Below are 24,951 nucleotides of genomic sequence, written 5' to 3' on the forward strand. Positions count from 1 at the left end.
CACTTTTAAATTCAGGCTAACTCTAACCTAGTTAAAACTCTTCACTAGCTGCAAATTTAAGCCCTCAACAAAGCTTTTGTATTCACTCCAATCTTCATTAAAGAAAGCGTTTAACTGCTCTTTCACTGGCTCCCAGTTTCTAACAAAGTTGGCGTAAGCATATTCCGCAGCCTGAGAAACAGGAGTATAGCTCCCTCCTACTTTTCCCCTTACATTTCTAAGCTGACTTGTAATTGGGCTATCATCTCCACGATTTCCTTGCACAGGCTCTGAGTAGAAAAGCTTTCTTAATTCAGCCAACTTCTGTTTTACTTCTTTAGACTTTGCCTGAAGTTCTTTATTGTCTTCATCTAGCTGCTGAACCTTCCCAACAATTTCCTGCGCCTCATTGAGCCTATCAACGGCCTCAGTTACCTCGTTCGATAAATTATAGTACTTAGTAATAAAGGCCTGCTTTTCTTGCAAAGCAGCAGTATCCCAACCCTCTACTCTTTCATCTCTTAAGAGGTTTATTGACTGAATGGAAGATTGACCGTTATAAGTCAGTTTTACATTGTAGGTGCCTGGCAAAGCATCATAGCCACTTGGTGGAGTCACTTCGTTTCCGCTCGGCTGTCTAGAACCTGGGCTTCGAATTCCATCAGTCTCAAAACCCCAATATACTCTATTCAATCCTGCATCTGGAGTGTAGTATCTGGTTCTCACCACTTTACCAGACTGGTCAGAAATTTCCATTTTCACCTTACCTTTTTTCTCTTTTACGTAGTAGCTAATGGCTGCGCTGAATGGCTTATTTTCTCCAAAGAACATTCCGTTACCAGTACTTCTGTAACCCCAATAAGGCCCTACAATAGCATTAGTGGCATCAGGAATTTCAAACAAATGAACTGTCTGATCTTTCAGTTTCTTCATCCCCATGGTAGTTGCTTCACGAATAGGTCTGATGTCATCTAAAATCCAGATGGCCCTACCGAAAGTACCGATTATTAAGTCATGCTCTCTCGGGTGAATAGCCAAATCCATTGTTGGAACCGTTGGATAGCCATGCGTCCATTTTTCCCAAGTTTCACTACCGTCCATGCTCACATACAGACCGCCTTCGGTACCTAAGAACATCAGGTTTGGCTCAATTGGATCTTGAACGAAAGACAAAGCGAAACCGAACACATCGTCTTCATTTACAATGCGCTTCCAAGTTCTTCCGTAGTTAGTTGTTTGGTAAACGTAAGGTGACCAATTATCTCTTCTGTGATCATCGAAAACTACGAAGGCTGTCGCTTCATCATAAGTACTTGCCTTGATTTGCTGTACCCAAGTGGCCTCAGGTAAGCCCGGGAATTTACCGGCACTGTTTGCCCATGTTTTACCACCATCTCTAGTCAACTGTACATTTCCATCGTCTGTACCGACCCAAATCATACCTTCAGTTTTTGTGCTTGGCTCAATCACGGTGATGGTTGTATGCATTTCTGCACCTGTATTATCATAGTTCAGTCCACCAGTATTGATCTGATCTTGCTTTTCAGGATTGTTAGTAGTCAGGTCTGGTGAAATGATTTCCCAGTTCAAGCCATAATCACTCGATTTGAAAAGGTACTGAGCACCAATGTAAACCGTCTTCTTATCGTGTGGATCTACATTTACTCCAGCATTCCAATTCCATCTTAAGTCTTCACCCTCTGGATGCTCTGGCCTAATACCACGCATTTCTCCGGTTTCGCGATCGTATCTTTGAATGTTCGCTCCTTGGCTTAGTGAGTATCCGTATCTTGGGTTTAGTGGGTCAGGCACCACATCGAAACCATCGCCACCAACAATTCTTTCCCAATAACTATTTCTGATTCCACCTTGCTTCAATAATTGGCTTGGGCCTAACCAAGCACCATTGTCTTGCATGCCGCCCATTACATTGTAGGGCGTTTCCATATCGTAATTCACATGGTAGAACTGACCAATCGGTAGGTTCTCCGAATACTGCCAGCTACCTCCTCTATCGGTACTGATTACCAAGCCGCCATCATTTCCGAGTACTATGAAATTCGGATCATCTGGATGAATGTAATAGGCGTGATTATCTACATGAACATAGCCTGGGTTTACGAAAGTATTGAAGCTCTTTCCGCCATCTTCACTTGAGGTGACATAAGTATGAATGGAATAAACTCTGTTTTCATTCTTCGGGTCAACGTAGATTTCAGCATAGTAAAACGGACGGTTACCAATTCCTCTATCGCCTCTATTAGAGATTCTATACCAATCTACCCCTCCATTATCCGATCTGTAGATTGCATTCTCTTTAGACTCCACATAAGCGTAAACTCTATCGGGCATAGAAGGTGCAATAGCCAGTCCAATTCTACCTAAATCACCCTTAGGCAAACCATCTTCCGATGTCTTTCTGTCCCAGGTTTCACCACCATCGTGAGAGATATAAATACCCGATGCAGGGCCTCCAGAATTGAAAAACCAAGGATATCTGCGGTGCTCCCACATGGCAGCAATCAGTTTATTTGGATTGCTTGGGTCTAGGACCAAATCGGCAGTTCCTACACCAGGACCTCCATAAAGCACCTTTTTCCAGGTTTTACCACCATCGGTAGTTTTAAAGACTCCTCGCTCTTCGTGCTCTCCCCATGGAGAACCAATGGCGCCTACCCAAACAGTTTTAGGGTCGTTTGGGTGAACAATTACTCGGTGGATATTACGAGTCTTTTCGAGCCCCATATGCTGCCAGGTTCTTCCGGCATCTAAGCTTCGATATAAACCATAGCCAGAATTCAGAGAGTTTCTAGGGTTTCCCTCTCCCGTTCCTACCCAGATTACACTTGGGTTCGATGGGTCGATAGCCAAGGCTCCAATAGAAGCTACTTCCTGATCATCGAAAATGGGCTCCCATTCGGTTCCAGCACTGGTAGATTTCCAAACACCGCCTGAGGCAGTACCAATGTAGATGACGTTTCGGTTGTGCCTTACCACATCTATTGCAGTAACACGACCCGACATTCCGGCAGGACCAATAGAACGAGGCTCCATTGACTTGAAAAGTGAAAGATCTGTTTGCGCCTGCGCTAGACTGAACAAAAACAGACAAAACACAGAAAGAGAAAGCTTGAGTATTTTCATAAAACAAAGAATGATTGACTTAAAGATACTCCAAGCCATAGAGTTGACTTAAATGGTTTTCTTTAAGTGGTTAGTGTTTTGGGGAAAGTGCACGTTAGCCCTTGAAAATTGGTTGGCTAACGTGAGTTTTTTATAAATTACTGAGGATAAAGGCGCTTAAAAGAGCGCGGTAGCTAACGTTATCTTCAATTATGAATGAACCACCAAAAAAAATAAAATCTAGGGGTATTGATCCAATGATTTATCTCGATGCGACAGAGTTTTATGAAACTGCTGAACTCATTCAAGAAGAAAATAAAACCAGGGCACTAATTGTCAACTATGCATTCTCAATAGAACTCTATATCAAGTGCTTATTCGTAACAACTGAATTTAACTTAATTGATAAGCCCGGATATCCTGAATATGAACGCTCAATAAGCACGATAAGAGATAATAAACATGACTTGCTGAAACTATTTAAAAAGCTTCCTGATGCAGACCAGTCAGAGATTTCAAAATTATACTCTCATAAATACAAGAATGAAATTTCAGAGCATTTAGATGAAATAAAAGGAGACTTCATCAAATGGAGATATGCTTATGAAAAAGACCAATTAGTTTCAAGCACTGGTGCACTTAAACAAATCTCTCGTACACTGAAAGAATATATTGAAAGCCAAATGAATGAAGGAAAATATAGAAAATAACACTGTATATAGCAAATAGGGCATTCTGTGGTTTAGGAAAGTTCATTGCTATTTACTAACACCGCCAAATCCTTGATTTGGCCTTTAATATGAATAAGATAAAAACAAAATACAACGTTTCGGCTTAGTGCAAATTTGAAAGTTTATTGCTTTCTACTGCCCTACTTATCATATACTAAAAGCTCACATTAGAAAATGAAAGATGAAGACTTAATAAATGCTGTTGCAGATTTTAGGGTTCTTTGTAAGAAACTCATATTCGAATTAGGAGGCAAGTTCGATTTGGATATCCAAGATAGGCAACACTACGATGAGTTGGTATGGGTGGGAAATAAAAACATTCCAAGAACTGGACAACTTAATAGTGAGTGGAAATACTCATTTCATGGCACTCAATGTGGGTTTTATAAGAGAAATGGACAAACAGTTGAAGTTGAATTGTCTGACCATCCAAACTTTAGAGTAGTAGAGCCTTGGTTCTTAAAAGAGTTTATAGATACAACAAGTCTTCACAATTCCTCAATCATGAATTTGACTTGGCAAGCATTAAAAAAGAAACTAGAGGATTCCTATGCCTCAAATCAAATTATTGAAGTTAGAAGTAATTAAAAAAGCCACCCTTACGGGCGGCTTCTTACCTAGCTAACATATCAGTCAAACATGTTTCACCAGAAATTTTATAAGGATGATTAAATAGTGCTCAAGTAAACAACTATTATTTATTCCTTGAGATTCCTGATATTTTTCTTCCATTGCTGAAATTTTGGAAGAAAAATTCTGGAATGACGTTCTAATAATTCTGACCTTCAATGAATTCTAAAGTCTGCTCAATCCAGTCTTTTTCCTGAGTAAGCTGAACATCGGGTTCCACGCCAACTTCTTCATAGTCTATGAATTGCTTTTGGCGCATATCGGTTGGGTAAAAGCTAAACAGTCCGGAAGGTGAGTGATAAGTTTTGCCATAATTAGAACCGTAACTAATAGCGCCATAAGTTCTCTGACCCAATTGAATAGCATCGAATTTCTCCTTTAACCTTACGGTAGTCATTTCAGCATTAGACCCAGTATAGAAGTTGGTAATCACGTAAATGCTAACCGATTTCTTTTTGAGCGCCTTCAATATAGGTAGAGATATTTTGTCCGCTCCTCCACCATTGTTCCGTAAATCGATGATCAGGTTAGATGCCTTTAACTCATTATTAATCTGTTCGATCAGAGCATCTCGCTTTTGAGCCATCTTTGTTCTGCTGAAGCTAGTAAGCCAAACGTACTGAACATCGTCTGCCACGTAAGCCAATTGATAGCCCTCTTCCTGATTCTTTTGGATCAAACTATAGCTCTTCCCAAAGTCTTCTTTAATCACATTAGAAAGCAGCATTCCATTATCAAAAAACTGAGCTTTAGCATACATTAAATTCTTTCGGGTTTGACCATAAACGGCCATATCATAATGAGCTGGTCTATCTGTTTCTTTAATGTAAGCGTAAATATGCCCAGGCTCCCAAATACCTAATTCAGAACTGAGTATTACTCCCACCAAACTATCCGTTTCATTAACTCGATAAACACCCATTTTCATTTTACTACCAATATTATAAATGCCCTCTATGTCATCTACCGCTTTCGTCTTAAGGTAGGTTTGAAGCTCATCCAAGTCACGGTTTATTTTAGGGAAATTGATAAAATTGTCAGAAGCTCTGTACGCTTCAATAAAAGCTGAATCGTAAATTCTCTCTGCCTCAAAACCTGGCTTCTTTCCAAAAATTTCAGCGTGCTTATCATTCACCAAAGACATCAATTGATTGAGTTGCCAAAAGCAATCAGATAGCGTCATCGAGCCTGACATTTGTGTCCTCAAACTCTGGTAAGTCTGTTCAAATTCGTCTCGTCTATCCCCCTTTATCTGATCTTTAAAAGACGAGATATCTTGCATCTGTTCATAGACAAAATCTAACTCAGGTTTACAGTCACATTCGGACTGTGATTGTAGCGAAAGAGTGATGGTAAATAATGCGATTAGTGTAAGTAGCTTTTTCATTTCTGTTTGTTTTTGTTGCGAAACTTCGATTGACTGATGACTCAAACGTACAAACAGAAATCGCCCTTTAAACCTATTTAGAAGGCTTTGGGGCGAAACACCACTATTCTGTGGTAGAATTGACGGCTACTTCTACCGCTTGCTGATAAGTTTTTGAAACAGGAACTTCTAAATCTGAAGAAAGCATCATAAACAACTTTCTATTTCCCGTTTTCCACTGTATAAAATGAGTAGGATTTACTAGAAAAGAACGGTGAGTTCGAATCAACTCTGGCCTATTCGCCTCCACTTCTGAAAGCTTATTTCGGATCAGTTGTTTCTTCACTTCGCCTTGAACTAAATAAGCTACTTCTACATAATTGTCGGCCGACTGAATACAAATGAGATCACTTAAATGGAGCCGCAAACCTTCATAGCTACCTGCGCCCTGAATTTCAATCTTCTTATCTTCCAACTGCTTCTCTTTGTACTTCCCAAATGACCATCTACCTATGGCAATTATTGGGAGAATAGTCGCAATTGCAGGTAAATAAATATGAGTAGCGAAGTATCCAAGAGTATAGGCATTAGGATGAGCATCCATCACTATATAATAGTAGACCAGTCTAGAAACCAGAAAACAAGTAACGGTTAAAAGCCCAAGCTGAAGTACTTCAGCAGTGAGAGACCACTTCTGTTTTTGCTTTCGCCACCACCAGTATTGAAACGGCAAAGTCAGTACGTAACAAGCTGAGTTAAAGAGTCCATAAACAGGCAAGTACAATAACTTCTCTTTGTCGGTAAGCTCACCAACATCTAAAGGCTCAGTAAAAAACAAAAAGGCAAAAACCCATATAGTTAAGCCCGCAGCAATCAGCAGATGGTGTTTAAAAGAAGGGTCGAACGGATAGTGCTTATTCACAAATACTTGAGGCTTTCTTATTTGCAGTTCGAAATATATAAAACCCTAATCTATTCCGAAGCTTCCACTAACTAAATCAGATTTATTACTAAAAAGTAGAACATATCAATTTTACATCTATATATTTGTTCTACAATTTAGTAAGTAACGTATGAAAGAAACTAAACTTGGTGATTTTGAGGAGACTCTACTGCTTTTAGTGGGAATCTTAGATAAAGAAGCCTATGCATTCAGAATTGCGGAAGAGTTTGAATCGCAAACTCAGCGTGCAGTCTCTATAGGTGCGGTGCATTCTACGCTCAACAGACTTGGTGAAAAAGGCTTTTTAAGTTCTGAAATGAGTGGAGCCACAGCAGAAAGAGGCGGAAGAAGAAAACGGATATATACCATTACAGCGTCTGGTCAGCGGGTTTTGGAAGAATCTAGAGACTTTAAAATGTCGCTTTGGAATCAGTTTCCTGCTTTTGCTGGGAATTTGAAGTTCAATTTTTAAACGTCACTGCGAGGAACGAAGCAGTCTCTCTCTTTCAATATGGAGATTGCTTTGTCAGAAAAGATTGTTGCACATCTTTTCTTTCTCTCAATGACGCCTCATAAAAAAATGAAAAACTCTAAAAACCATATCAATTCTGAATCCAACCTTCCCCCTTCTGGGAGAATAAAAGGGGGTACCCCTCCTCGCCTGGCTGAAAAGCTGCTGCTCTGGTTCTTGAAAGATGAACTGGCAGAAGAGGTACTGGGCGATTTGGACGAGAAGTTCTATTCAACAGCAGAAAAACATTCAACACGAAAGGCAAAGCGTAATTATTGGTTTCAGGTCATTCATTACTTACGCCCCTTTGCACTCAAATCAACAAAGTTCAGAAACTTAACAGCAACATTTATGATTGGTCATTTTCTTAAAATATCATGGAGAACTTTACTTCGAAGAAAGGTTTTCTCTTCCATTAAAATTGGTGGTTTTGCTATAGGCATTGCTGCTTGTATTCTCATTTCACTCTTTGTGAGACACGAACTGAGCTACGACAAACACTACAGACATCAGGAGCAGATTTTTAGAATTGCCAATCAATACTCCAATGCGGGAGATTTTGGTCGGTGGACTAACTTACAAGGACCATTCAAGCCAATTCTAGAAGACTATGTCCCCGAAATAGAGTTAGTAGCAAAGACAGTTTTCTGGAAATGGGGCGATGTAGGTGAGAACCACGTCAGAAAGCAAGAATCGGTCAACAACATCTATGAAAGTGGCTTCTTTTATGCAGACCCAGAGCTGTTAGAAATTCTTGAAATACCCTTGCTCTATGGCGACCAAAAGACAGCACTCTCTCAGCCTAATTCAATAGTCATTTCTAAAAGCAAGGCCGAGAAATTCTTTCCAGGTACCAATCCAGTGGGCGAGCAGCTTATTCTAAACGACAACTCAAATCAACCTTACACTATTGGCGGGGTAATGGAAGATCTACCCAGCACAACCCATTTGCAAGGTGACTATATTCTCACTTTAAAAGATCGAAAATCGGGCCCTGGCTCTACAGGATGGTGCTGTTCTAACTATACTTTCTACATAAAAACCATAGCTGGAGCAAATAAGAAAGCACTCGAGCAAAAACTGGTTGAAATTAGAGACACTTATGTAATGGACCTATTGGCTGCGGAAGGTGTGTCTGAATTAGACGACATGCGCAACTACAGGTCGTTCTATTTACAACCCATAGCCAATGTACACTTGAATCCTGAAGAAATTGGCGACTACCAGCAGCATGGACAAGAGGATTTAGTTTGGATTTTTGGAGGCATTGCACTCATCATTCTTGTGCTAGCCTGCCTAAACTTCATCAATCTTTCCACTGCAAAATCTATACAGAGGGCTAAAGAAGTTGGTTTAAGAAAAGTAGTTGGTTCAGTGAGAACAGGACTTATTCGTCAGTTTTTAGTCGAATCAATTTTTTACAGTCTCATTTCAGTCATCCTCGGTTTAGCAATAGCTAGCATTGCACTCCCTACCTTCAACCAATTAGCCGATAAAACTTTAGTATTGCCCGTCAATAATTTCTGGTTTATTCCTAGCCTGGCCCTGGCCGCTATCATTATTGGTTTTATTTCAGGAATATACCCTGCCCTTTACCTTTCCAGATTTAGTCCAATAGATGCCCTTAAGGGCAAAACAAAAACCCGTGGCAAAAATTCTCTAGTTCGAAATGGCATGGTGGTTTTTCAGTTTACCGCCACGGTTATTCTCGTCATTTGCTCATTGGTGCTACACAAGCAATTCAACCATTACATGAATCAATCGCTTGGTTATGAAAAAGATCAAGTAATTAATATTCTCGGCCTCAACACCATAGAAGCATCAGAGCGTGATTTACTGAAGGAAGAATTATTGAGACTTCCGGGTATTTCTAGCGCCACTCTAGCTGACTATTTACCTGTCTCTGGAGGCCGAATAACCAATGCGGCCTTTTGGAACGAAGGAAGAAAAGAGCTAGATCCAAGCTTTGAAGCTGCCACTTGGCGGGTTGACGAAGACTATATTGAGACTATGGGCATGAAACTGACCCAAGGCAGAAACTTCACCAAACAAGCCTCTGACAGTTCAGCCATTATTATTAATGAAAGTATGCTCAATCAACTGCTTTTAGATGACCCCATAGGAAAGCAAGTGGTAGACATGTTCAACAATAAACGAACCATTATTGGCGTGGTAAAAGACTTCAACTTTGAGTCGCTGGCAACTAACGTAAGACCTTTGGCCATGACTCGCGGAAAAGGTTTTAATACTATTTCGATTAAAATAAGCACCAATGAACTCGCTGAAGTTACTAGCAGCATTGGTAAAACTTGGGATAACATTAAGCCTAATCAACCTATCAGGTATTCATTTATGGACGATAGGTTTGAGCGAATGTACACAAGCCTGCTCAAGGCAAAGAACATCTTTATTATCTTCAGTATCCTTTCCATTACCGTGGCTTGCTTAGGCCTTTTCGCGCTTTCTGCCTACACTGTTGAGCAACGGAGCAAAGAAGTAAGTGTTAGGAAAGTGCTTGGAGCTAGTGTGAGCCGGCTTTTTACATTGCTAGCTAAAGACTTCATCAAGCTGATTTTTATTGCCATAGTTATTGGAATACCTGTCGGCTGGGCTCTATCGGAAGAGATTCTACAAGGAATGGCCAATACCATAGACTTGAACTGGTCAATTTTCTTGGTGTCGGCATTGGTTGCCTTTGGTATTGCCCTATTCACCATTAGCTACGAATCGGTGAGAGCTGCAATAGCCAATCCGGCTGAAAAATTAAGGTCTGAATGAAACTGAAACGTCACTACAAGTGAACGATGCTACCTCACAAATCATTCGAGAGTTTGCTTCGTCTGAAAAGATTGTTGCACATCTCTTCTTTCTCGCAATGAAGAAAAACGATGAAGAAAACTAAAAACCATATTAATTCTATATCCAACCTTCCCCTTCCGGATATTCGAACCGCGACAGACGAACTCGCAAGACGTCTTTGCGAGGAGCAAGCTTCGCGTCCCGAGGCATCGGGAGCAAAGGTTGTGACGAAGCAATCTCTCTACCTGGATTTAGAGTATGCTTCAACACAGTACCTAGGGACTTTCTCAACGAAGAGGAGATTGCCGCGTTGCAAAATTCCACTGCGTTTATTTTGCGCCTCGCAATGACGAAAAACGATGAAGAATTCTAAAAACCATATCAATTCCGAATCCAACTCTCCCCCTTCAGGGGGAATACAAGGGGGTACCCCTCCTCGCCTAGCAGAAAAGCTATTGCTCTGGTTCTTGAAAGATGAACTGGCAGAAGAGGTGTTGGGCGATTTGGACGAGAAGTTCTATTCAACGGCAGCAAAACATTCTACGCGAAAGGCAAAGCGCAACTATTGGTTTCAGGTCATTAACTATCTACGCCCTTTTGCTCTTCGATATTTCAAATTCAAAAACTCTTACAACACTATGATCAATCACAACTTTAAAGTGAGCTATCGGCAGATGCTCAAAAACAAAGGCTACTCCTTTATCAATATTGGAGGCTTAGCCATGGGAATGGTAGTGGCCATGCTTATTGGCTTATGGGTAAAAGATGAACTCACCTTCAACCAAAACCACAAAAACTACAATAACATAGCGCAGATGCTTCGTGTGGAATCTGATGGCTTAGGCGGAACAGCAGTAAACAACTCCTTAACTACTGGCATGGGCAACTTGGTACGCCAATCGTTCCCCGATCAAATAGAAGAACTTTTTATGGTGAGAGCCAGAAAGCAAGCACCTATTATTGGTAATGGCGAAAAGAAGTTTAGAGAAGTAGGAATCTTTCTTGAAGAAAACGGACCAAGCGTACTCACCCTAGAGATGATTTATGGCAGTACTAACGGACTGAAAGAAACCCGATCAATTCTGCTATCAGAAACTTTGTCTCAAAAGCTCTTTGGCGAAGAAAATCCGGTCGGTAAAACTGTAAAGCTCAATTCAGACAAAGACCTATTGGTTGGCGGAGTTTATAAAGACTTACCCAAGAACTCAAAGTTCTCTGAAGCCGCATTCTTCTCAAGATTACTATTGCTTTTTCGGGAAAATGAAGAGTCTATGAACGTATGGAATAACTACAACATAGATATCTATGTAAAATTGGCCAACCATGTAAATCATGAACAGCTGGCAGAGCTGGTAACCGAAAAAATTCAAGACCATTACGATGATTGGGCAAAAGAAGCAGGTCAAACGTTTATTCTACACCCCATGAAAGATTGGCACTTGAATTCTGAATGGAAAGATGGTGTGAATGTGTTAAGTCAGGAAAAGAAATTCGTTAGGCTCTACGGAGTCATTGGCGTATTCGTTCTATTACTGGCGTGCATCAACTTTATGAATTTAAGTACTGCCAGGTCTGAAAAACGAGCTAAAGAAGTAGGCATTCGCAAAACACTTGGCTCACTTAGAAAGCAGCTGATCACTCAATTTTACATGGAATCATTCCTCTACACCATTGCCGCATTTGGACTTTCTCTGGTACTGCTTTGGGCACTATTGCCTTGGTTTAACGAAACATCGGGTAAAGGCATAGTTGCTCCTTGGAATCTGACCGAATTCTGGCTGGCAGGTATGGCTTTCATTCTCTTTACTACAGTAGTTTCCGGTTCTTACCCAGCCACATATCTTTCTAGCTTTAGACCAATTAAAGCACTCAAAGGCGGGCTAAAACCAGGTAAAGCAGCATCCTTATCTAGAAAGGTTTTGGTTGTTTTTCAGTTTAATATTTCCATTGCCTTGATCATTGGTACCATTACAGTCAATAATCAAATTCAGGCCGCCAAAAACCGACCTATCGGTTATTCTCCCAAAGGCATGATCGCTTTAGCACCTGGCTCGCCCCGATTTGGCCAGCAAAGAGAACTGATGAAACAGGAGATACTGAATACTGGGATGGCCGATGCTGTTGGCTTTTCCAATTACCCAGTTACAAGTCGGTTGGGGTGGAATGGTGGTTTTACTTGGGAAGGAATGGATCCAAGTTTCGACCAGTCATTCAACACCATCACAATTTCTAATGGTTATGCAGATGCGGTGAATATGGAATTCATTGCAGGAAGAGACTTTGATCCGAACCGTGAGACCGACAAGAACGCCATCATAATCAACGAATCTGCCATGAAAGCCATGCAGTTGGAGAACCCAGTAGGCACGGTGGTTAAATATGACCCAAGTTGGCGAGAAGCGGTAAACTACACCATAATTGGCGTAGTAAAAGACATGATAAAGGGCTCCCCGTTTCAGCAAACCGATCAGTCGATTATGTTTTTAGATCAGGAGTATACTAGCTATATGTACATTCGTTTGAACCCGAATGTGAGTACGAGCGAATCTATTGCTGCCATTGGTGAGGTTTACAGCCAAATTTTACCAGAAGCTCCGTTCGACTATCAATTTGCTGACGATCAGTATAATCAAAAGTTTGAGGCCGAGCTACGCATTGGTCGTCTAGCGAAGTTCTTTACCCTACTAGCCATTCTTATTAGTTGCTTAGGACTATTTGGACTATCATCTTTCTTAGCTGAACAGCGAACTAAGGAAATTGGTATAAGAAAAGTTTTAGGAGCCAGCGTCATTAACCTTTGGAAGTTACTTTCTAAAGACTTTGCTCTGCTTATCATTTTATCTTGTCTTATTGCAATTCCAGTATCCTATAATGTACTGCAAGGATGGCTCGATAGCTATGAGGTACGAACCGAGCTTTACTGGTGGGTATTTGCTGTAGCCGGACTTGGCGGACTTGTAGTTACTTTAGCCACAGTTAGCTTTCAAGCACTAAAAGCAGCTATTGCTAACCCTGTTAGAAGTTTAAGGTCTGAATAGAGCAAGGATGAAACTGGCTTAGCGGAATAACTAAGCCAGTTTCATTTCCTCCAAACATCTATCCAAGCCTTCGGCATTGAACCATTCTTGCTCCCAAGCGATCTCAACCACTTGGTGAATTCGCTTTTGATAGATCGCTCTTAATCCATTGGCCTCAGTAAACTGAACCACCTGCTCAAAAGAGTTATACATACTTTTATAGAAAGCTTCTTGATTGATTCTTTTGGCTTCATTGAAGCGCTGAGCTGTTTCTATATTGAAGAGCATAACATCTGCAATAAGGGCAGCATCCATTTCTAGCAACAGAAATTGCTTAATGTATTTCTGCGCTACCGACCTTCTTGCCCTTGCTCGTTTACGTTTTAAAGGAAAGTACTCATTGGCAATTTTAGCCTTAGCCTCTTCTACCAACTTATCCTCTTTAGGGTTAAAAACGAAGTTGTAATAATCTTTAACAGGTTTAAATCGGCTATATAAATCAAGTACTTGATTTTCCAATTCCTCCTTGGGCAGAGATTGTAAGTACTTGGTGAGGGCTCTTTTGCTCATGGAGTAAAAGTAGTGATTCTGTAATGTAATTTTCTCTTGCTCAGTCCCAGCGTAAATTTAGCTTGGTTTGTCTCTAACAAGAAAAGGGCTTAACTTAGAATAAAACAAATGAACACTAAATGGAATTCTTAGTATTGATCTCGATCGGTTTAACTGTAGTACTTTGGTCTTGGGCTTTGTTTGACATTGCGAAAACCAGAAGACAAGATCCATCTCAAAAATCTATCTTTTTCTTATTGATCATTGCCTTTCCAGTATTAGGCTCAATTCTTTATTTTCAACTCAAAGGAAGAGCACCTAAAAGGAAATTCCAGCCCAAGTTTCGTTAAAGATTTATTGCTCAAGTAGACATGACTATTTAGTCTACAATTCCCATTCTACCCAAATCTAAGTCGATTGTCCTTCCTCCTTCAGCGATAGATTGATAAATGGCTTCGCAGATAATCATATCTCGCTTACCCATTTCTCCAGGGGCCTTATTTGGCGCGCCTTCCAGAACATGAAGAGCAAAGTCATCCATTTGTAGCTTCTGCTGGCTTTCATGAGGGAATTTGATTTCCTCTCCTGTGGATAATCTTCCTGATAATGGCCCATAATTATTGGCAGGATTCAATTCCAGCCAACCATTGTCGAAGGCAGAATAGTGTCGGTTTACATTAGCACTATGAGAGGTAAAGATATTACCAGTGGCTCCATTCGGGAATTTGAACTGAGCTGAGATCGACTCATCAGTATCTTTAAAGTATTCAGGATCAGTACTGAATTCTTGTGCAGAAACTGAAATAGGATTCTGCCCTGTACCATAAATAGAACCTTGAATAGCATAAACACCCATGTTGAGGAGAGCACCTCCTCCAGCAAGTGCTTTATCCAGCCTCCACTGGTCTGGGTTACTTCTCGATCGATAGCCAGCTTCGGCAGAAACATAACGAACCTCACCAAAAGGTTTCTCCCTAACAACTCGCTTAATTTCATTGGTGTAAGGCTCAGATTGCAACCTGTAGCCAACTCCTAACTTTACCCCAGCTTCATTACAAGCATTGATAATATCATCACATTCTTTAACACTGATAGCCATAGGTTTTTCGCAGATGACATGCTTCCCTGCTTTTGCCGCTCGAATACAAAAGTCAGCATGCATGGCGTTCGGCAGCACAACATAAACCACGTCTATGTCTTTATTATCGGCAATGGCATCGAAATTTTCATAATTATAAATATTGGCTGAAGGTATTCCATATTTATCTGCCCATTCCTTCTCTTTAGCTGGAGTCCCCGTAACTACACCCGCCAAGTAGCAATGTTGTGTATCTTGCAACGCAGGAGCCAACTGATAGGTGCTGTAAGACCCCAAACCCACCAAGGCTACTCCAAGTTTTCTCCCTTGACTTTGGCACGCCAAATTGGACAATGGTAAAACTCCCATGGCCGCCATGGCTCCTACTCCTTTTATTGTCTTCATGCTAAAATCTCTGCGTGATAATTTCATAGGTCTGAATTTAACGAATTACCATGCAGCCCGCTCACAAAAAGAGCTAAACATTAGTAGCTTATAATGAGTAACTTACTCATTAACTAATCAACTCTAACTATGAAAAAACTCCAAAAACAAGACATCAACCAAGAGGTATTCGACCTATATGATGAATATGCTCATAATAAAATTGACCGAAGGGTATTTCTCGAAAGGCTTTCCATTTATGCTGTAGGTGGTCTTACAGTTGCTTCTTTGCTCAATTTTATAATGCCTGACTATGTGACTACGGCTACTGTTAACCCAGATGACAAGAGACTAAGCTCAGATTACGTCACTTACAATTCTCCCAAAGGTGGTGGTGAGATAAAAGGCCTTTTCTCAAAACCAGAGAATGCTTCAGGCAAGCTACCAGGTATAGTAGTGGTACATGAGAACCGTGGGCTAAACCCATATATTGAAGATGTTGGAAGAAGGTGTGCCGTTGCTGGTTTTATGAGCATTGCCCCAGATGCATTGACCCCTCTTGGTGGCTACCCTGGTAATGATGATGAAGGTAGAGCCATGCAGCGCAAGCGCGATAGAAATGAGATGCTGGAAGATTTTATAGCAGCCTATGAGTGGTTGAAAGCAAGACCGGAAAGCAACGGCAAAGTAGGTGTAGTTGGTTTCTGCTTTGGCGGCTGGATCTCCAACATGATGGCTGTTCGTTTACCAGAACTTGGTGCGGCAGTTCCTTTTTATGGTAGCCAGCCTTCTGCTGAAGACGCAGCAAAAATCAAGGCTCCTTTGATGCTTCAATATGCAGGACTTGATACTAGAGTAAATGCTGGGTGGCCAGATTACGAAAAAGCATTAAAGGCCAATGGAGTAGAACACCAAGCCTTTGTTTATCCGGAAGTAAACCATGGCTTTCATAATAACACCACACCTCGGTACGATGAAGCTGCTGCTACACTTGCTGAAGACAGAACTTTCGACTTCTTTAAGAAGCACTTGATGTAATTACTTGCGAGTCAAGCAACCTTAGCGATTAAACATTACCGCAGAGAGCGCTAAGAACGCAAAGACTCTTTTTGACAAGTAGTCATTATCCCAGACCTTCCCGAAGCATCGGGAGGGTAAGAGGTTCGGTTTTATAAAATTTTGGAGAGAAACTCAAAGTTTAATGAGTTGGCACCGTTTTAGGGATCGAGGGTTTTCTTTAAGAAGCATTTGATGTAGGTAACCTGTCATTCCTGCGAAGGCAAAATCTGTAGTTAAACGCAATTAATGGAGTTCTTTGACAGCGCGGGAATGACAGCACTTTATACTTACTGATTTAGAAAGCTTCTAACTGATTTATCGAACTCGGTAGGGTTTTCTATAAATGGAAAGTGACCTGAATTTTTGATTACCTCTAGCCTTGAATTTGGTAAGGCCTTCGTCATTTTTTGGGCGTGCAAATTGACTGCAGCCTCACTCTGCCCAAATAGAACAAGGGTGGGTGATTTAATTTTAGATAGATCAGCATATAAATCGTAAGTACCTAAATCTGGCCCTAAAAGCCCGAACACGGCACTTCTCTGCTGAAAATCTTCTGGAATAAAGAGATTGAGTTTGTTAATGTTTCTAGCGTCAAACATTTGAGATTTAAAGGAAAGGAGCATCATTTCCTTAATGTATGGAACAGCATTAGCCGAGCGTAGAAGCCCTGTGCTCACAATAACATCTAACCTTCGCTGATCGGCTGCATTGATGTTCTTAGCAGCTTCTAAATTCTCTTTCTGCCAGTCGACTGCACTTGGTGCCATAGAGTTTGAAAGAATCAAATGATCCACTTTGTCATCATAAGCAATAGCGTATTTCATGGCTATCAAACCGCCCCATGAGTGACCATAGACATTGAGCTTTTCATGACCCAACTTCTGCCTGATTTGCTCAATATCATCCACAAAACCAGCAAGATTCATTGTTGCGGAATCAATTTCTATTGATGATTTCCCGCAAGCACGTTGGTCATAGAAAATCAGCTGATAGTCTTTAGCTAAGCGCTCAAAATGAGGCAGGAAATACGAATGATCTAATACTGGACCACCATGGATAACCAGTAGCGGTTCGCCCTCACCCATAGTTTTGTAATAGACGTCAGAGCCATTCACTATCATATAGCCTTCTTCCACCTCAAGCGGCTTTTCCTTACATGCTCCGAGCAGGAGAAGTAAAAGTATAATGCTATATGAGCGCAAAATTTTAGCCACCTACTTTTTTAGCTCTATATCCTTCTGACTGTAGTATTTCTAACACCTTTGCTCTAAAATCTCCTTGAATTAAGATTTCACCATCTTTGGCCGAGCCTCCAACACCACATTTAGACTTAAGCATTTTGCCAAGTTCTTTGAGGTCGTCTGCAGTTCCAACAAAGCCCTCCACTAAGGTCACTTGCTTACCTCCTCTACTCTTCTTATCGAGCATAACTTTCAGGTTTTGCTCTGAAGGAGATAGGGTTTCTTCCTCGAGTTCACCCTCATAGTCATAGTCATAATCTTGATTAGTCGAATAGACTACCCCAGTTCTTCCTTTATCTCTTTTATTCTTCTTAGACATAATTCGAAATTAGCTATTGACAAGGTATTTAGAAAACAGAAATCGGAAATCAAGTCTATTCAACCTAATTCCCGATTTACCTTTTTCGAATTAGCTATAATATTTACTTCTTCATTGAAAGTGTCATTACCGGAATAGTGGCGTGGTTCACTAAGTCTTCTGCAATGCTTCCTGTTAAGAGATGTAAGAGACCAGTTCTACCGTGAGTGGCAATGGCTATCATGCAAGAACCAAGGTCTTCGGCAAAGTAAAGAATACCATCTTCTTCAGTGGCCTCATTATAGATGTTCACCGTTACCTCTTCTAGCCCATTCTGATCGATAAATTTCTTGAACTTATCTTTCATCTGCCGCTGAGTGTAGAAGTGATTAGGCGTATTCACCTTTAATAAATGAAGTTTGGCACCTGTTAAAGCTTGTATGCTTTTAATATGGCTGATGAATTTAGACTGATCTGTAGTTAAGTCTGTCGCATAAACGATATTCTGAATATCGCTTAAACTTACTTCGTCTTTCACGGTAATTACAGGGCACTTGGCGTAACGAACAACTTTTTCAGTATTCGAGCCTATGAGTATTTCATCTAATCCGCTAGAACCTTGAGTACCCATTATTAGTAGGTCTGCCTTATGTTCAGCAATTACATTACTAATTCCCTGATAAGGGTTTCCCATTTCCAAAATGGTTTCTACCGTTAGTCCCTTTAGCAATTCATCTGCTGCGGAGTCTTTCAAGTGCTGTTTCTGAACTTCAATGAGCTTATTGATGTAGAAGGCCTCTTCACCTACAGGCTCGGCTCCCTCGCCCATAGTGTTAAAAGAGAAGTTTCTAGCACCTTCAATAACATTCACTAGCAATATTTTGGCATTGCCTCTTTTGGCAATTTCAGCCGCCAACTTAGTGGCATTTCTGGCTTGTTCCGAAAAATCTGTTGGTACGAGTATGGTTTTCATGACTATTTCCTTTCTTATTTCTGTCTACTTTTAAATACGAAAAAATATCCGAAGAAAAGAATGATTTAGGTCATGAACGGAGAAGAGTTTCTATGGAGTTTCGCAAACCACAATGTCATTATTCGCGCTGAGCTTAGGGCTTAAATAGGGCACTCCCAAATTGAGCCCTCTGAATATCAAAAGCGCAGCAACCAATAAGATAAAACGAGGCACCCATCGGCTGAACACTTTCTGATTCCATTGTTTCACTGTGTTACCGAAAAAGGCAGCAGCCAACATCATTGGGAATGTACCTAAACCAAAAACTAGCATGTAAAGAGCGCTTCCTCCCAAAGAGGACATAGAAAGAGAAGCTAATAAAGCCATATAAACCAAACCACATGGCAACAGCCCATTGTAAAGCCCCATGAGAGCATTCGATTTGAAGGTATTACCTTGAAGTAGTTTACCCAATCTCATCTTCACCTTGAGCACTAGCTTATTGAGTGGCTTAACGGAAAATGACTGTGGAATTCGGCCTCGAGTAAAAAGCAGAAAAAGAATCATCAAAACACCCGTACCTATTGATAGATATTGCTGAAATCCGACAAAGGAAATCGTTTCTCCCACCAAACCGATAATTAAACCAAGCATGGCATAGGTACTTGCTCTCCCGAGGTTATAGGCCAGTTTATTTCTCCACCAAGCTGCACGTTTATCCTTTTGTTGTGGTAAGGCCCAAATGAGAGGAGCACACATACCAAGGCAGTGCATGCTTCCTAGTAACCCAAATAAAAAGCCAGTCCACAAGAGCAACATCAGATTACAAAGTCTATTTCCTTATAGTATTCTTTATTTCCGTCAGTCCAGAAAAGCTGTAGTTTCCAAGCACCTACCACAAACTCAGAAATATCTTGTTCGAACTGATTGGTTTCATTCAGCTCTAACTCCATTTCTTTATCGTGCCTTGCACTACTAGATCGGTAAAACTTCACTTTTCCTTCTTTGATGTTTTGAGCAACACCTTCGGGGAAAGCAAGCGAAACCTTCAAGCCTGTTCTGTCTATTGAAAACTCAGGTTTTTGGTCTAGAGCATTTACGTTTCTGATTCTAGTGAGCTGATCTTCATAAGCCAACTCTTGCTCGTAGTAATTGTCGGCCACTAGGCTGAATTCAGTATTCATACTGATATAGACGAGCGTGAAAAGCACTCCAAAAAAGAGTACAAAAGCCACAATAATTCTATTTCCCCAATTCATAATTTAAAACTTTACAGGCCCAAGAAAATTAGTAGTAATATTATCGATGATCTGCTCACCAGAGCGCAGCTCTAGCTCTATTTTGGTTTTCGTTTCTGTTAAATCCGCTTCTGGCAGCTTGATGATAAACACCCGGTCTACTTTAGATTTGGCTGGCAGAATTGTGGCACCCTCCCCCACAGATTCAATGGTTCCGTCAACACCAATTAGCGATACATCTAACTGAATATCTTCCGCAGTTTTGTTTAAGAACTGAATATTGTAGATGTTCTGAATCATGCCACCTTCAACCTTCTGATACATCATACCTGGCATGCGCAAAACCGTGGCTTCCACATCAGATCTGCCCGACACAAAAATAGTGAGCAATGTCATTAGCACTACTAATACTCCAGTGTAGCCAGCAACTCTTGGGGTGAAGAGTTTCTTCCTTCCTTCAGCAATAGCGCTATAAGAGGTAGGACGAATAAGCCCAGTTGGCTTACCGATTTTGGTCATTACATCATCACAAGCATCAATACAAGCGGTACAGTTTACGCACTCCAATTGCGTTCCGTTTCTAATGTCTATACCCGTTGGGCAAACGTGAACGCAAAGTTTACAGTCTATACAATCGCCTTTGGTGTTTCGATCTTCGTTACGCTTCATTCGACCCCTTGGCTCACCTCGCAACCAATCGTACATTACGGCCATTGAGTCTTTGACCAAAAGCACACCCTGAAGTCTTCCGTAAGGGCAAATAGCTACACAAGCCTGTTCTCTCAAAAAGGCAAAGACTCCATAAAATATAGCGCTAAAGGCAATTAGCCCTATAAAGCCTGCCAGGTTCTCAGATGGAGGCTGAGAAACAATCTCTTTCACCTGTTCAATTCCTATGAGATAAGCCATCACGGTGTGACCAATAAGAATGGCTATCAGGGCAAAAATGCTATGCTTGAGCAACCTTTTCCTGATCTTCTCAGCATTCCAAGGCATTTTTTTGAGTTTACGTTGCTGGCCAGTATCTCCATCTATCCAGTATTCAATTTTACGGAATACCATTTCCATAAAGAGAGTCTGCGGACAAGCCCAACCACACCAAACCCTACCGAACACTACGGTAAAAAGAATGATGAATACGAAAAAACTGATGGCCATAAGGGCCAAGATAAAGAAGTCTTGAGGCCAAAATACAGCGCCAAGAATAGAGAATTTGCGTTCGAAAATATTGAGAAGCAAGAAAGGCTCGCCACCAATTTTAATGAATGGCCCAGCAAAAAGAATAGCCAAAAGGACAATGGAAACCACTATCCTTTTGTTGTGATATCGGCCCTTCGGCTTCTTAGGGTAAATCCATACCCTTTTCCCTTTCTCGTCTACGGTAGCAATAGTATCGCGATATTGCTCATCGTAATTGTAGAGATCCTTTATTTTATCCTGCTCCATTGACTTTCATTTTTTGTCTCAGTGTGACACCGAGACTGGCAACTTCAAAACATGATCGTCAGTCCCAAGCTGATCGGGAACCTCATGATCACTTGTACAGACCATTTAGAGACTCCCGTTTTCAGGGGGAATGACGTAGCCCTAGTGAAATACTAGGACTAGCTACGTCTATTCGTTCTCCGGCTCATAGAGCTCTCCATCTGGAGGCAAAGCACCAGGAGGGTTCGTTCCTTGTAAGGTCATTACATAAGAAGCCACATTTCTCATTCTTATCGGATTCAACTGACTCTCCCAAGAGATCATGGCTGTGTTCGGCACACCGTTCTTAATCACTTTGTAGATGTTCGAAATACCTCCACCGTTTCTCCAATATTCATCAGTAAGGTTAGGCCCAGCCAAACCTCCACCGTCTGCCTTGTGACAAACTGCGCATTGAGCCTCGAAGAATTTTTGTCCATCAGCCAACTCTGTAGCGTCTGTAGTAGCCGTTACGGTATTCTCATCAAAGTCTACCACCAAGTCTGCTTCTGCATTGGCCTTTAGTGCTTCTGCAGCTGCAATCTCTCTTTCATATTGCTCCTCTTGAAGAGGTGCGGTTTTGAAAACGTGGAAAATGAGAAGGTATACAACGGCATAGACCACGGTTACGTAAAACAAGCCCTTCCACCACGGTGGCAAGTGATTGTCTAGCTCTTTGATGCCATCGTAATCATGGTCTAACAAGAGTTCTTCTTCCTCCTCCATTGGCCTGAAGTCATTCCACTTAGCCCAAAGCTTGGCAAACCAACCTGGTTCGGCTTCTTGTCTGGCCAATTGCTCTTCTGTCATTTCCTTTCGGATAAAGCCTTTTAATAGCTGTAAGACATAAATAGCTACCAAGAGCACCAAAAGAGACACTAGAAACACCAAACCAAAAGTGATGTATAACATGGTTTCTTGACTTATGCCTGAACCTGCTGTGGTTTGGGCATAAGATTTCGTACCCAAGAGCATCAAAATAGCTACCATGAGGGCAGAAGTTTTATGTTTGAATTTTCTTAAAATGTTCATGCTTCTGAATTTATTCTTGGGACTGAAACTCATTTAAACTCTCGTCTGACAAGGGAAGATCTCCCATGTGCTCTACATAGTCTTTGCGCATTTTCCACACGTAGCCAATCAGCCCTACAAAGAACACGAAGAAGATGATGAGCGAAATAATGGGCCAAACCTCCACATTATGAACTTGTTCGAAATAATACTTAAACATGGCTTACTTATTTGCGGTTGGTTCTGCTTTAATATCCGTCCCTAATCTCTGCAAGTAGGCTATTAGGGCTACGATTTCTGCCGTTTCAGGAATGTCGATATTGTTTTCCTTCAAGTCGTTCTTAATGGCCATTGCTTGCTCCTTCAGATCATTATTGGCCACTTCTTCATATCCTTCTTCGTAAGGCACTCCCACCGTTCTTAAGGCTTTGATTTTACCTGCTGTTAAGCCTGGATCTATCTGCTGTCTGTATAGCCAAGGATATGGCGGCATAATAGAACCTGGTGAAGTAGATGTTGGGTCTAGCATGTGGTTGAAGTGCCATACATTGTTGTATAGTCCCCCTACCCTATGTAAGTCTGGACCTGTTCGTTTAGAGCCCCAAAGGAATGGGTGATCGTACACAAATTCACCAGCCTTAGAGTACTCACCTTTGTATCGGACTGTCTCTGAGCGGAATGGTCTTACCATCTGCGAGTGACAGTTATTACAACCTTCTCTGATATAGATATCTCTACCATGAAGTTCCAGCGGAGTGTAAGGCTGAACACTAGCAATGGTTGGAATATTCGACTTGATTAAGAAAGTAGGCACCATTTCAATAACCCCACCAATAAGGATAGCTACCAAGGTTAGTACAGTGAAAATAACCGGCTTTCTTTCTAAAGCACTGTGCCAGTGACCACCAACCACTTTCTTCTTCTCCAATGCTGGAGCTTCTGCAGCTTCTTCGGCCATGAACTTACCTTGCTTGGCAGTTTTCATAAGGTTCACCACCATTATAATCACACCTGAGAAGTAAAGTAGACCACCTATAGCTCTCATCATATACATAGGTATAATCTGAGTTACTGTTTCTAGGAAGTTCGGGTACTCCAAGAAGCCTTCAGCATTGAAGTTCTTCCACATTAAGCTTTGAACAACACCTGCGGTATACATAGGCAGAGCATACACTATTATACCCAGTGTACCCAACCAGAAGTGTGTATTAGCCATTTTGGTTGAAAAGAGCTTAGTACCCCACATTTTTGGTATCAACCAGTAAAGCATACCGAAGGTGAGGAACCCATTCCAACCTAAACCACCAACATGAACGTGAGCGATAATCCAATCGGTAAAGTGGGCAATAGCGTTTACACTCTTGATAGAAAGCAAAGGACCTTCCAAAGTAGACATACCATAAGCGGTAACTGCCACTACCATAAACTTCAGAACTGGGTCTTCTCGAACCCTATCCCAAGCACCACGAAGTGTCAACAAACCGTTGAGCATACCACCCCAAGACGGTGCAATAAGCATTATTGAGAATACCGTTCCGAGCGATTGCGCCCAATCTGGAAGCGAGGTGTACAATAAGTGGTGAGGACCAGCCCAGATATAGATAAATATCAACGACCAGAAGTGAATAATAGATAGTTTGTAAGAGTAAACTGGCCTGTTGGCTGCCTTAGGCAAGTAATAGTACATTAGGCCCAAGAATGGTGTAGTGAGGAAGAATGCCACCGCATTGTGTCCATACCACCACTGTACAAGCGCATCTTGCACACCAGCATACCATGAGTAACTTTTGAATAATGTGACAGGAATTTCGAATGAGTTAACCACGTGTAGTACAGCAACTGTTACGAAAGTGGCTATGTAGAACCAAATAGCTACGTACATGTGGCGCTCTCTTCGTTTAAGAATTGTACCTATCATGTTGATACCGAACACTACCCATATTAAGGTAATGGCAATATCAATTGGCCACTCTAGCTCGGCATACTCTTTAGAGGTGGTCATACCTAGTGGAAGCGTAATAGCCGCAGCCACAATAATGAGTTGCCAACCCCAGAAGTGAATCCAGCTGAGCATATCGCTGAACATTCTGGCTTTGAGTAAGCGTTGCATGGAGTAATACACTCCAGCAAACATGGCATTACCCACAAAAGCAAAAATCACTGCATTGGTGTGCAGCGGTCTTAGTCTTCCGAAAGTGGTATACTGAATGCCGAAATTAAGTTGGGGTAAGAATAGTTGGGTGGCAATAATGAGCCCTACCAACATACCGACAACACCGAATACAACGGTTGCTATCGCAAAGTACTTGACAATTTTGTTGTCATACTTGAATTGTTGCAGTTCCATAGTCACAGCTTGGGTTTTCAAAAATTATGATTCGAAGGTAGCTGTGCGGGGAAGAATGCGACCTGATGGCCATTAGGTAAAAAACTGATTTAAATCATGTTCTAGATTGTAGTTAGAAAAATGGCCATATAACCACTAATACAAAGGCTAAAACCACTTAAATCATTTAATAGAGGTTAGCTAAACCTTAAATCAATAAAAGGAGTCTATGCTCTATATTCACATTAAACT

General features: G+C 41.2%; 21 protein-coding genes. 7 read left to right on the top strand and 14 right to left on the bottom strand.

Features of this window, described 5'->3' with window-relative positions; translation table 11 throughout:
- Positions 1-27 precede the first annotated feature (27 nt).
- Positions 28-3,123 (bottom strand): VPS10 domain-containing protein, encoded by a 3,096-nt coding sequence (locus T7867_RS00365; protein WP_089082285.1) that lies wholly within the window; start codon positions 3,121-3,123, stop codon positions 28-30.
- Positions 3,124-3,314: 191 nt separating this feature from the next.
- On the opposite strand from T7867_RS00365, the gene T7867_RS00370 reads away from it, so the two are divergent.
- Positions 3,315-3,812 carry a hypothetical protein gene (locus T7867_RS00370; RefSeq protein WP_068219951.1) on the top strand — a complete coding sequence of 166 codons (498 nt, stop codon included), beginning with the start codon at positions 3,315-3,317 and terminating at the stop codon, positions 3,810-3,812.
- A 195-nt stretch (positions 3,813-4,007) separates the two neighbouring features.
- Positions 4,008-4,421 carry a DUF6896 domain-containing protein gene (locus tag T7867_RS00375; protein ID WP_068219948.1) on the top strand — a complete coding sequence of 138 codons (414 nt, stop codon included), beginning with the start codon at positions 4,008-4,010 and terminating at the stop codon, positions 4,419-4,421.
- Between the two features lie 181 nt (positions 4,422-4,602).
- Here the strand turns inward: T7867_RS00375 and T7867_RS00380 are convergent, their stop codons facing one another.
- The gene (locus tag T7867_RS00380) at positions 4,603-5,850 is read right to left on the bottom strand and encodes a S41 family peptidase (RefSeq protein ID WP_084375639.1); all 1,248 of its coding nucleotides are present in this window, start codon (positions 5,848-5,850) and stop codon (positions 4,603-4,605) included.
- A gap of 103 nt (positions 5,851-5,953) precedes the next feature.
- Complete coding sequence (locus tag T7867_RS00385; protein ID WP_068219942.1) at positions 5,954-6,751, bottom strand: LytTR family DNA-binding domain-containing protein; 798 nt, start codon at positions 6,749-6,751, stop codon at positions 5,954-5,956.
- Between the two features lie 151 nt (positions 6,752-6,902).
- Here T7867_RS00385 and T7867_RS00390 point away from each other — a divergent pair, with 151 nt between their 5' ends.
- The 3 genes from T7867_RS00390 (at position 6,903) to T7867_RS00400 (ending at position 13,120) form a co-directional block, all read left to right on the top strand.
- Positions 6,903-7,244: a PadR family transcriptional regulator gene (locus tag T7867_RS00390; protein ID WP_068219939.1), complete on the top strand. Its 342-nt coding sequence runs from the start codon at positions 6,903-6,905 to the stop codon at positions 7,242-7,244.
- A 108-nt stretch (positions 7,245-7,352) separates the two neighbouring features.
- Positions 7,353-10,061 (top strand): ABC transporter permease, encoded by a 2,709-nt coding sequence (locus T7867_RS00395; RefSeq protein ID WP_185101243.1) that lies wholly within the window; start codon positions 7,353-7,355, stop codon positions 10,059-10,061.
- A 380-nt stretch (positions 10,062-10,441) separates the two neighbouring features.
- Complete coding sequence (locus T7867_RS00400) at positions 10,442-13,120, top strand: ABC transporter permease (protein WP_068219934.1); 2,679 nt, start codon at positions 10,442-10,444, stop codon at positions 13,118-13,120.
- 30 nt (positions 13,121-13,150) lie between these two features.
- On the opposite strand, the gene T7867_RS00405 is transcribed toward T7867_RS00400, so the two are convergent.
- Complete coding sequence (locus T7867_RS00405; RefSeq protein ID WP_068219933.1) at positions 13,151-13,669, bottom strand: DUF6155 family protein; 519 nt, start codon at positions 13,667-13,669, stop codon at positions 13,151-13,153.
- Between the two features lie 119 nt (positions 13,670-13,788).
- Between T7867_RS00405 and T7867_RS19640 the strand changes: the two genes are divergently transcribed.
- Positions 13,789-13,998 carry a PLDc N-terminal domain-containing protein gene (locus tag T7867_RS19640; RefSeq protein ID WP_068219932.1) on the top strand — a complete coding sequence of 70 codons (210 nt, stop codon included), beginning with the start codon at positions 13,789-13,791 and terminating at the stop codon, positions 13,996-13,998.
- A 29-nt stretch (positions 13,999-14,027) separates the two neighbouring features.
- Here T7867_RS19640 and T7867_RS00410 read toward each other — a convergent pair whose 3' ends face one another.
- Positions 14,028-15,158 (bottom strand): Gfo/Idh/MocA family protein, encoded by a 1,131-nt coding sequence (locus T7867_RS00410; protein ID WP_068219930.1) that lies wholly within the window; start codon positions 15,156-15,158, stop codon positions 14,028-14,030.
- Between the two features lie 102 nt (positions 15,159-15,260).
- On the opposite strand from T7867_RS00410, the gene T7867_RS00415 reads away from it, so the two are divergent.
- On the top strand, positions 15,261-16,148 hold the full coding sequence (locus tag T7867_RS00415) for a dienelactone hydrolase family protein (protein ID WP_068219928.1): 888 nt from the start codon (positions 15,261-15,263) through the stop codon (positions 16,146-16,148).
- A 308-nt stretch (positions 16,149-16,456) separates the two neighbouring features.
- On the opposite strand, the gene T7867_RS00420 is transcribed toward T7867_RS00415, so the two are convergent.
- From T7867_RS00420 to ccoN, 9 genes are all read right to left on the bottom strand, one after another.
- Positions 16,457-17,383, bottom strand: a complete 927-nt coding sequence (locus tag T7867_RS00420; protein ID WP_157717591.1) for an alpha/beta fold hydrolase — start codon at positions 17,381-17,383, stop codon at positions 16,457-16,459.
- Complete coding sequence (locus T7867_RS00425; protein WP_068219920.1) at positions 17,376-17,729, bottom strand: translation initiation factor; 354 nt, start codon at positions 17,727-17,729, stop codon at positions 17,376-17,378. Before T7867_RS00425 ends, T7867_RS00420 begins: the two co-directional genes overlap by 8 nt.
- A 103-nt stretch (positions 17,730-17,832) precedes the next feature.
- On the bottom strand, positions 17,833-18,681 hold the full coding sequence (locus T7867_RS00430; RefSeq protein WP_068219916.1) for a universal stress protein: 849 nt from the start codon (positions 18,679-18,681) through the stop codon (positions 17,833-17,835).
- Between the two features lie 90 nt (positions 18,682-18,771).
- Positions 18,772-19,479 (bottom strand): sulfite exporter TauE/SafE family protein, encoded by a 708-nt coding sequence (locus T7867_RS00435; protein WP_068219913.1) that lies wholly within the window; start codon positions 19,477-19,479, stop codon positions 18,772-18,774.
- Positions 19,479-19,919, bottom strand: a complete 441-nt coding sequence (locus T7867_RS00440; protein ID WP_068219910.1) for a FixH family protein — start codon at positions 19,917-19,919, stop codon at positions 19,479-19,481. Before T7867_RS00440 ends, T7867_RS00435 begins: the two co-directional genes overlap by 1 nt.
- Before the next feature lie 3 nt (positions 19,920-19,922).
- Positions 19,923-21,344 (bottom strand): cytochrome c oxidase accessory protein CcoG, encoded by a 1,422-nt coding sequence (ccoG, locus tag T7867_RS00445; protein ID WP_068219907.1) that lies wholly within the window; start codon positions 21,342-21,344, stop codon positions 19,923-19,925.
- A 168-nt stretch (positions 21,345-21,512) separates the two neighbouring features.
- Positions 21,513-22,394, bottom strand: coding sequence for a cbb3-type cytochrome c oxidase N-terminal domain-containing protein (locus T7867_RS00450; protein ID WP_068220804.1), 882 nt, complete (start codon positions 22,392-22,394; stop codon positions 21,513-21,515).
- Between the two features lie 10 nt (positions 22,395-22,404).
- Positions 22,405-22,593: a hypothetical protein gene (locus T7867_RS00455; protein ID WP_068219904.1), complete on the bottom strand. Its 189-nt coding sequence runs from the start codon at positions 22,591-22,593 to the stop codon at positions 22,405-22,407.
- Between the two features lie 3 nt (positions 22,594-22,596).
- On the bottom strand, positions 22,597-24,720 hold the full coding sequence (ccoN, locus tag T7867_RS00460) for a cytochrome-c oxidase, cbb3-type subunit I (protein WP_068219901.1): 2,124 nt from the start codon (positions 24,718-24,720) through the stop codon (positions 22,597-22,599).
- Positions 24,721-24,951 lie beyond the last annotated feature (231 nt).

The sequence above is a fragment of the Roseivirga spongicola genome (assembly GCF_034376045.1).
In the GTDB taxonomy this organism is placed as follows: domain Bacteria; phylum Bacteroidota; class Bacteroidia; order Cytophagales; family Cyclobacteriaceae; genus Roseivirga; species Roseivirga spongicola.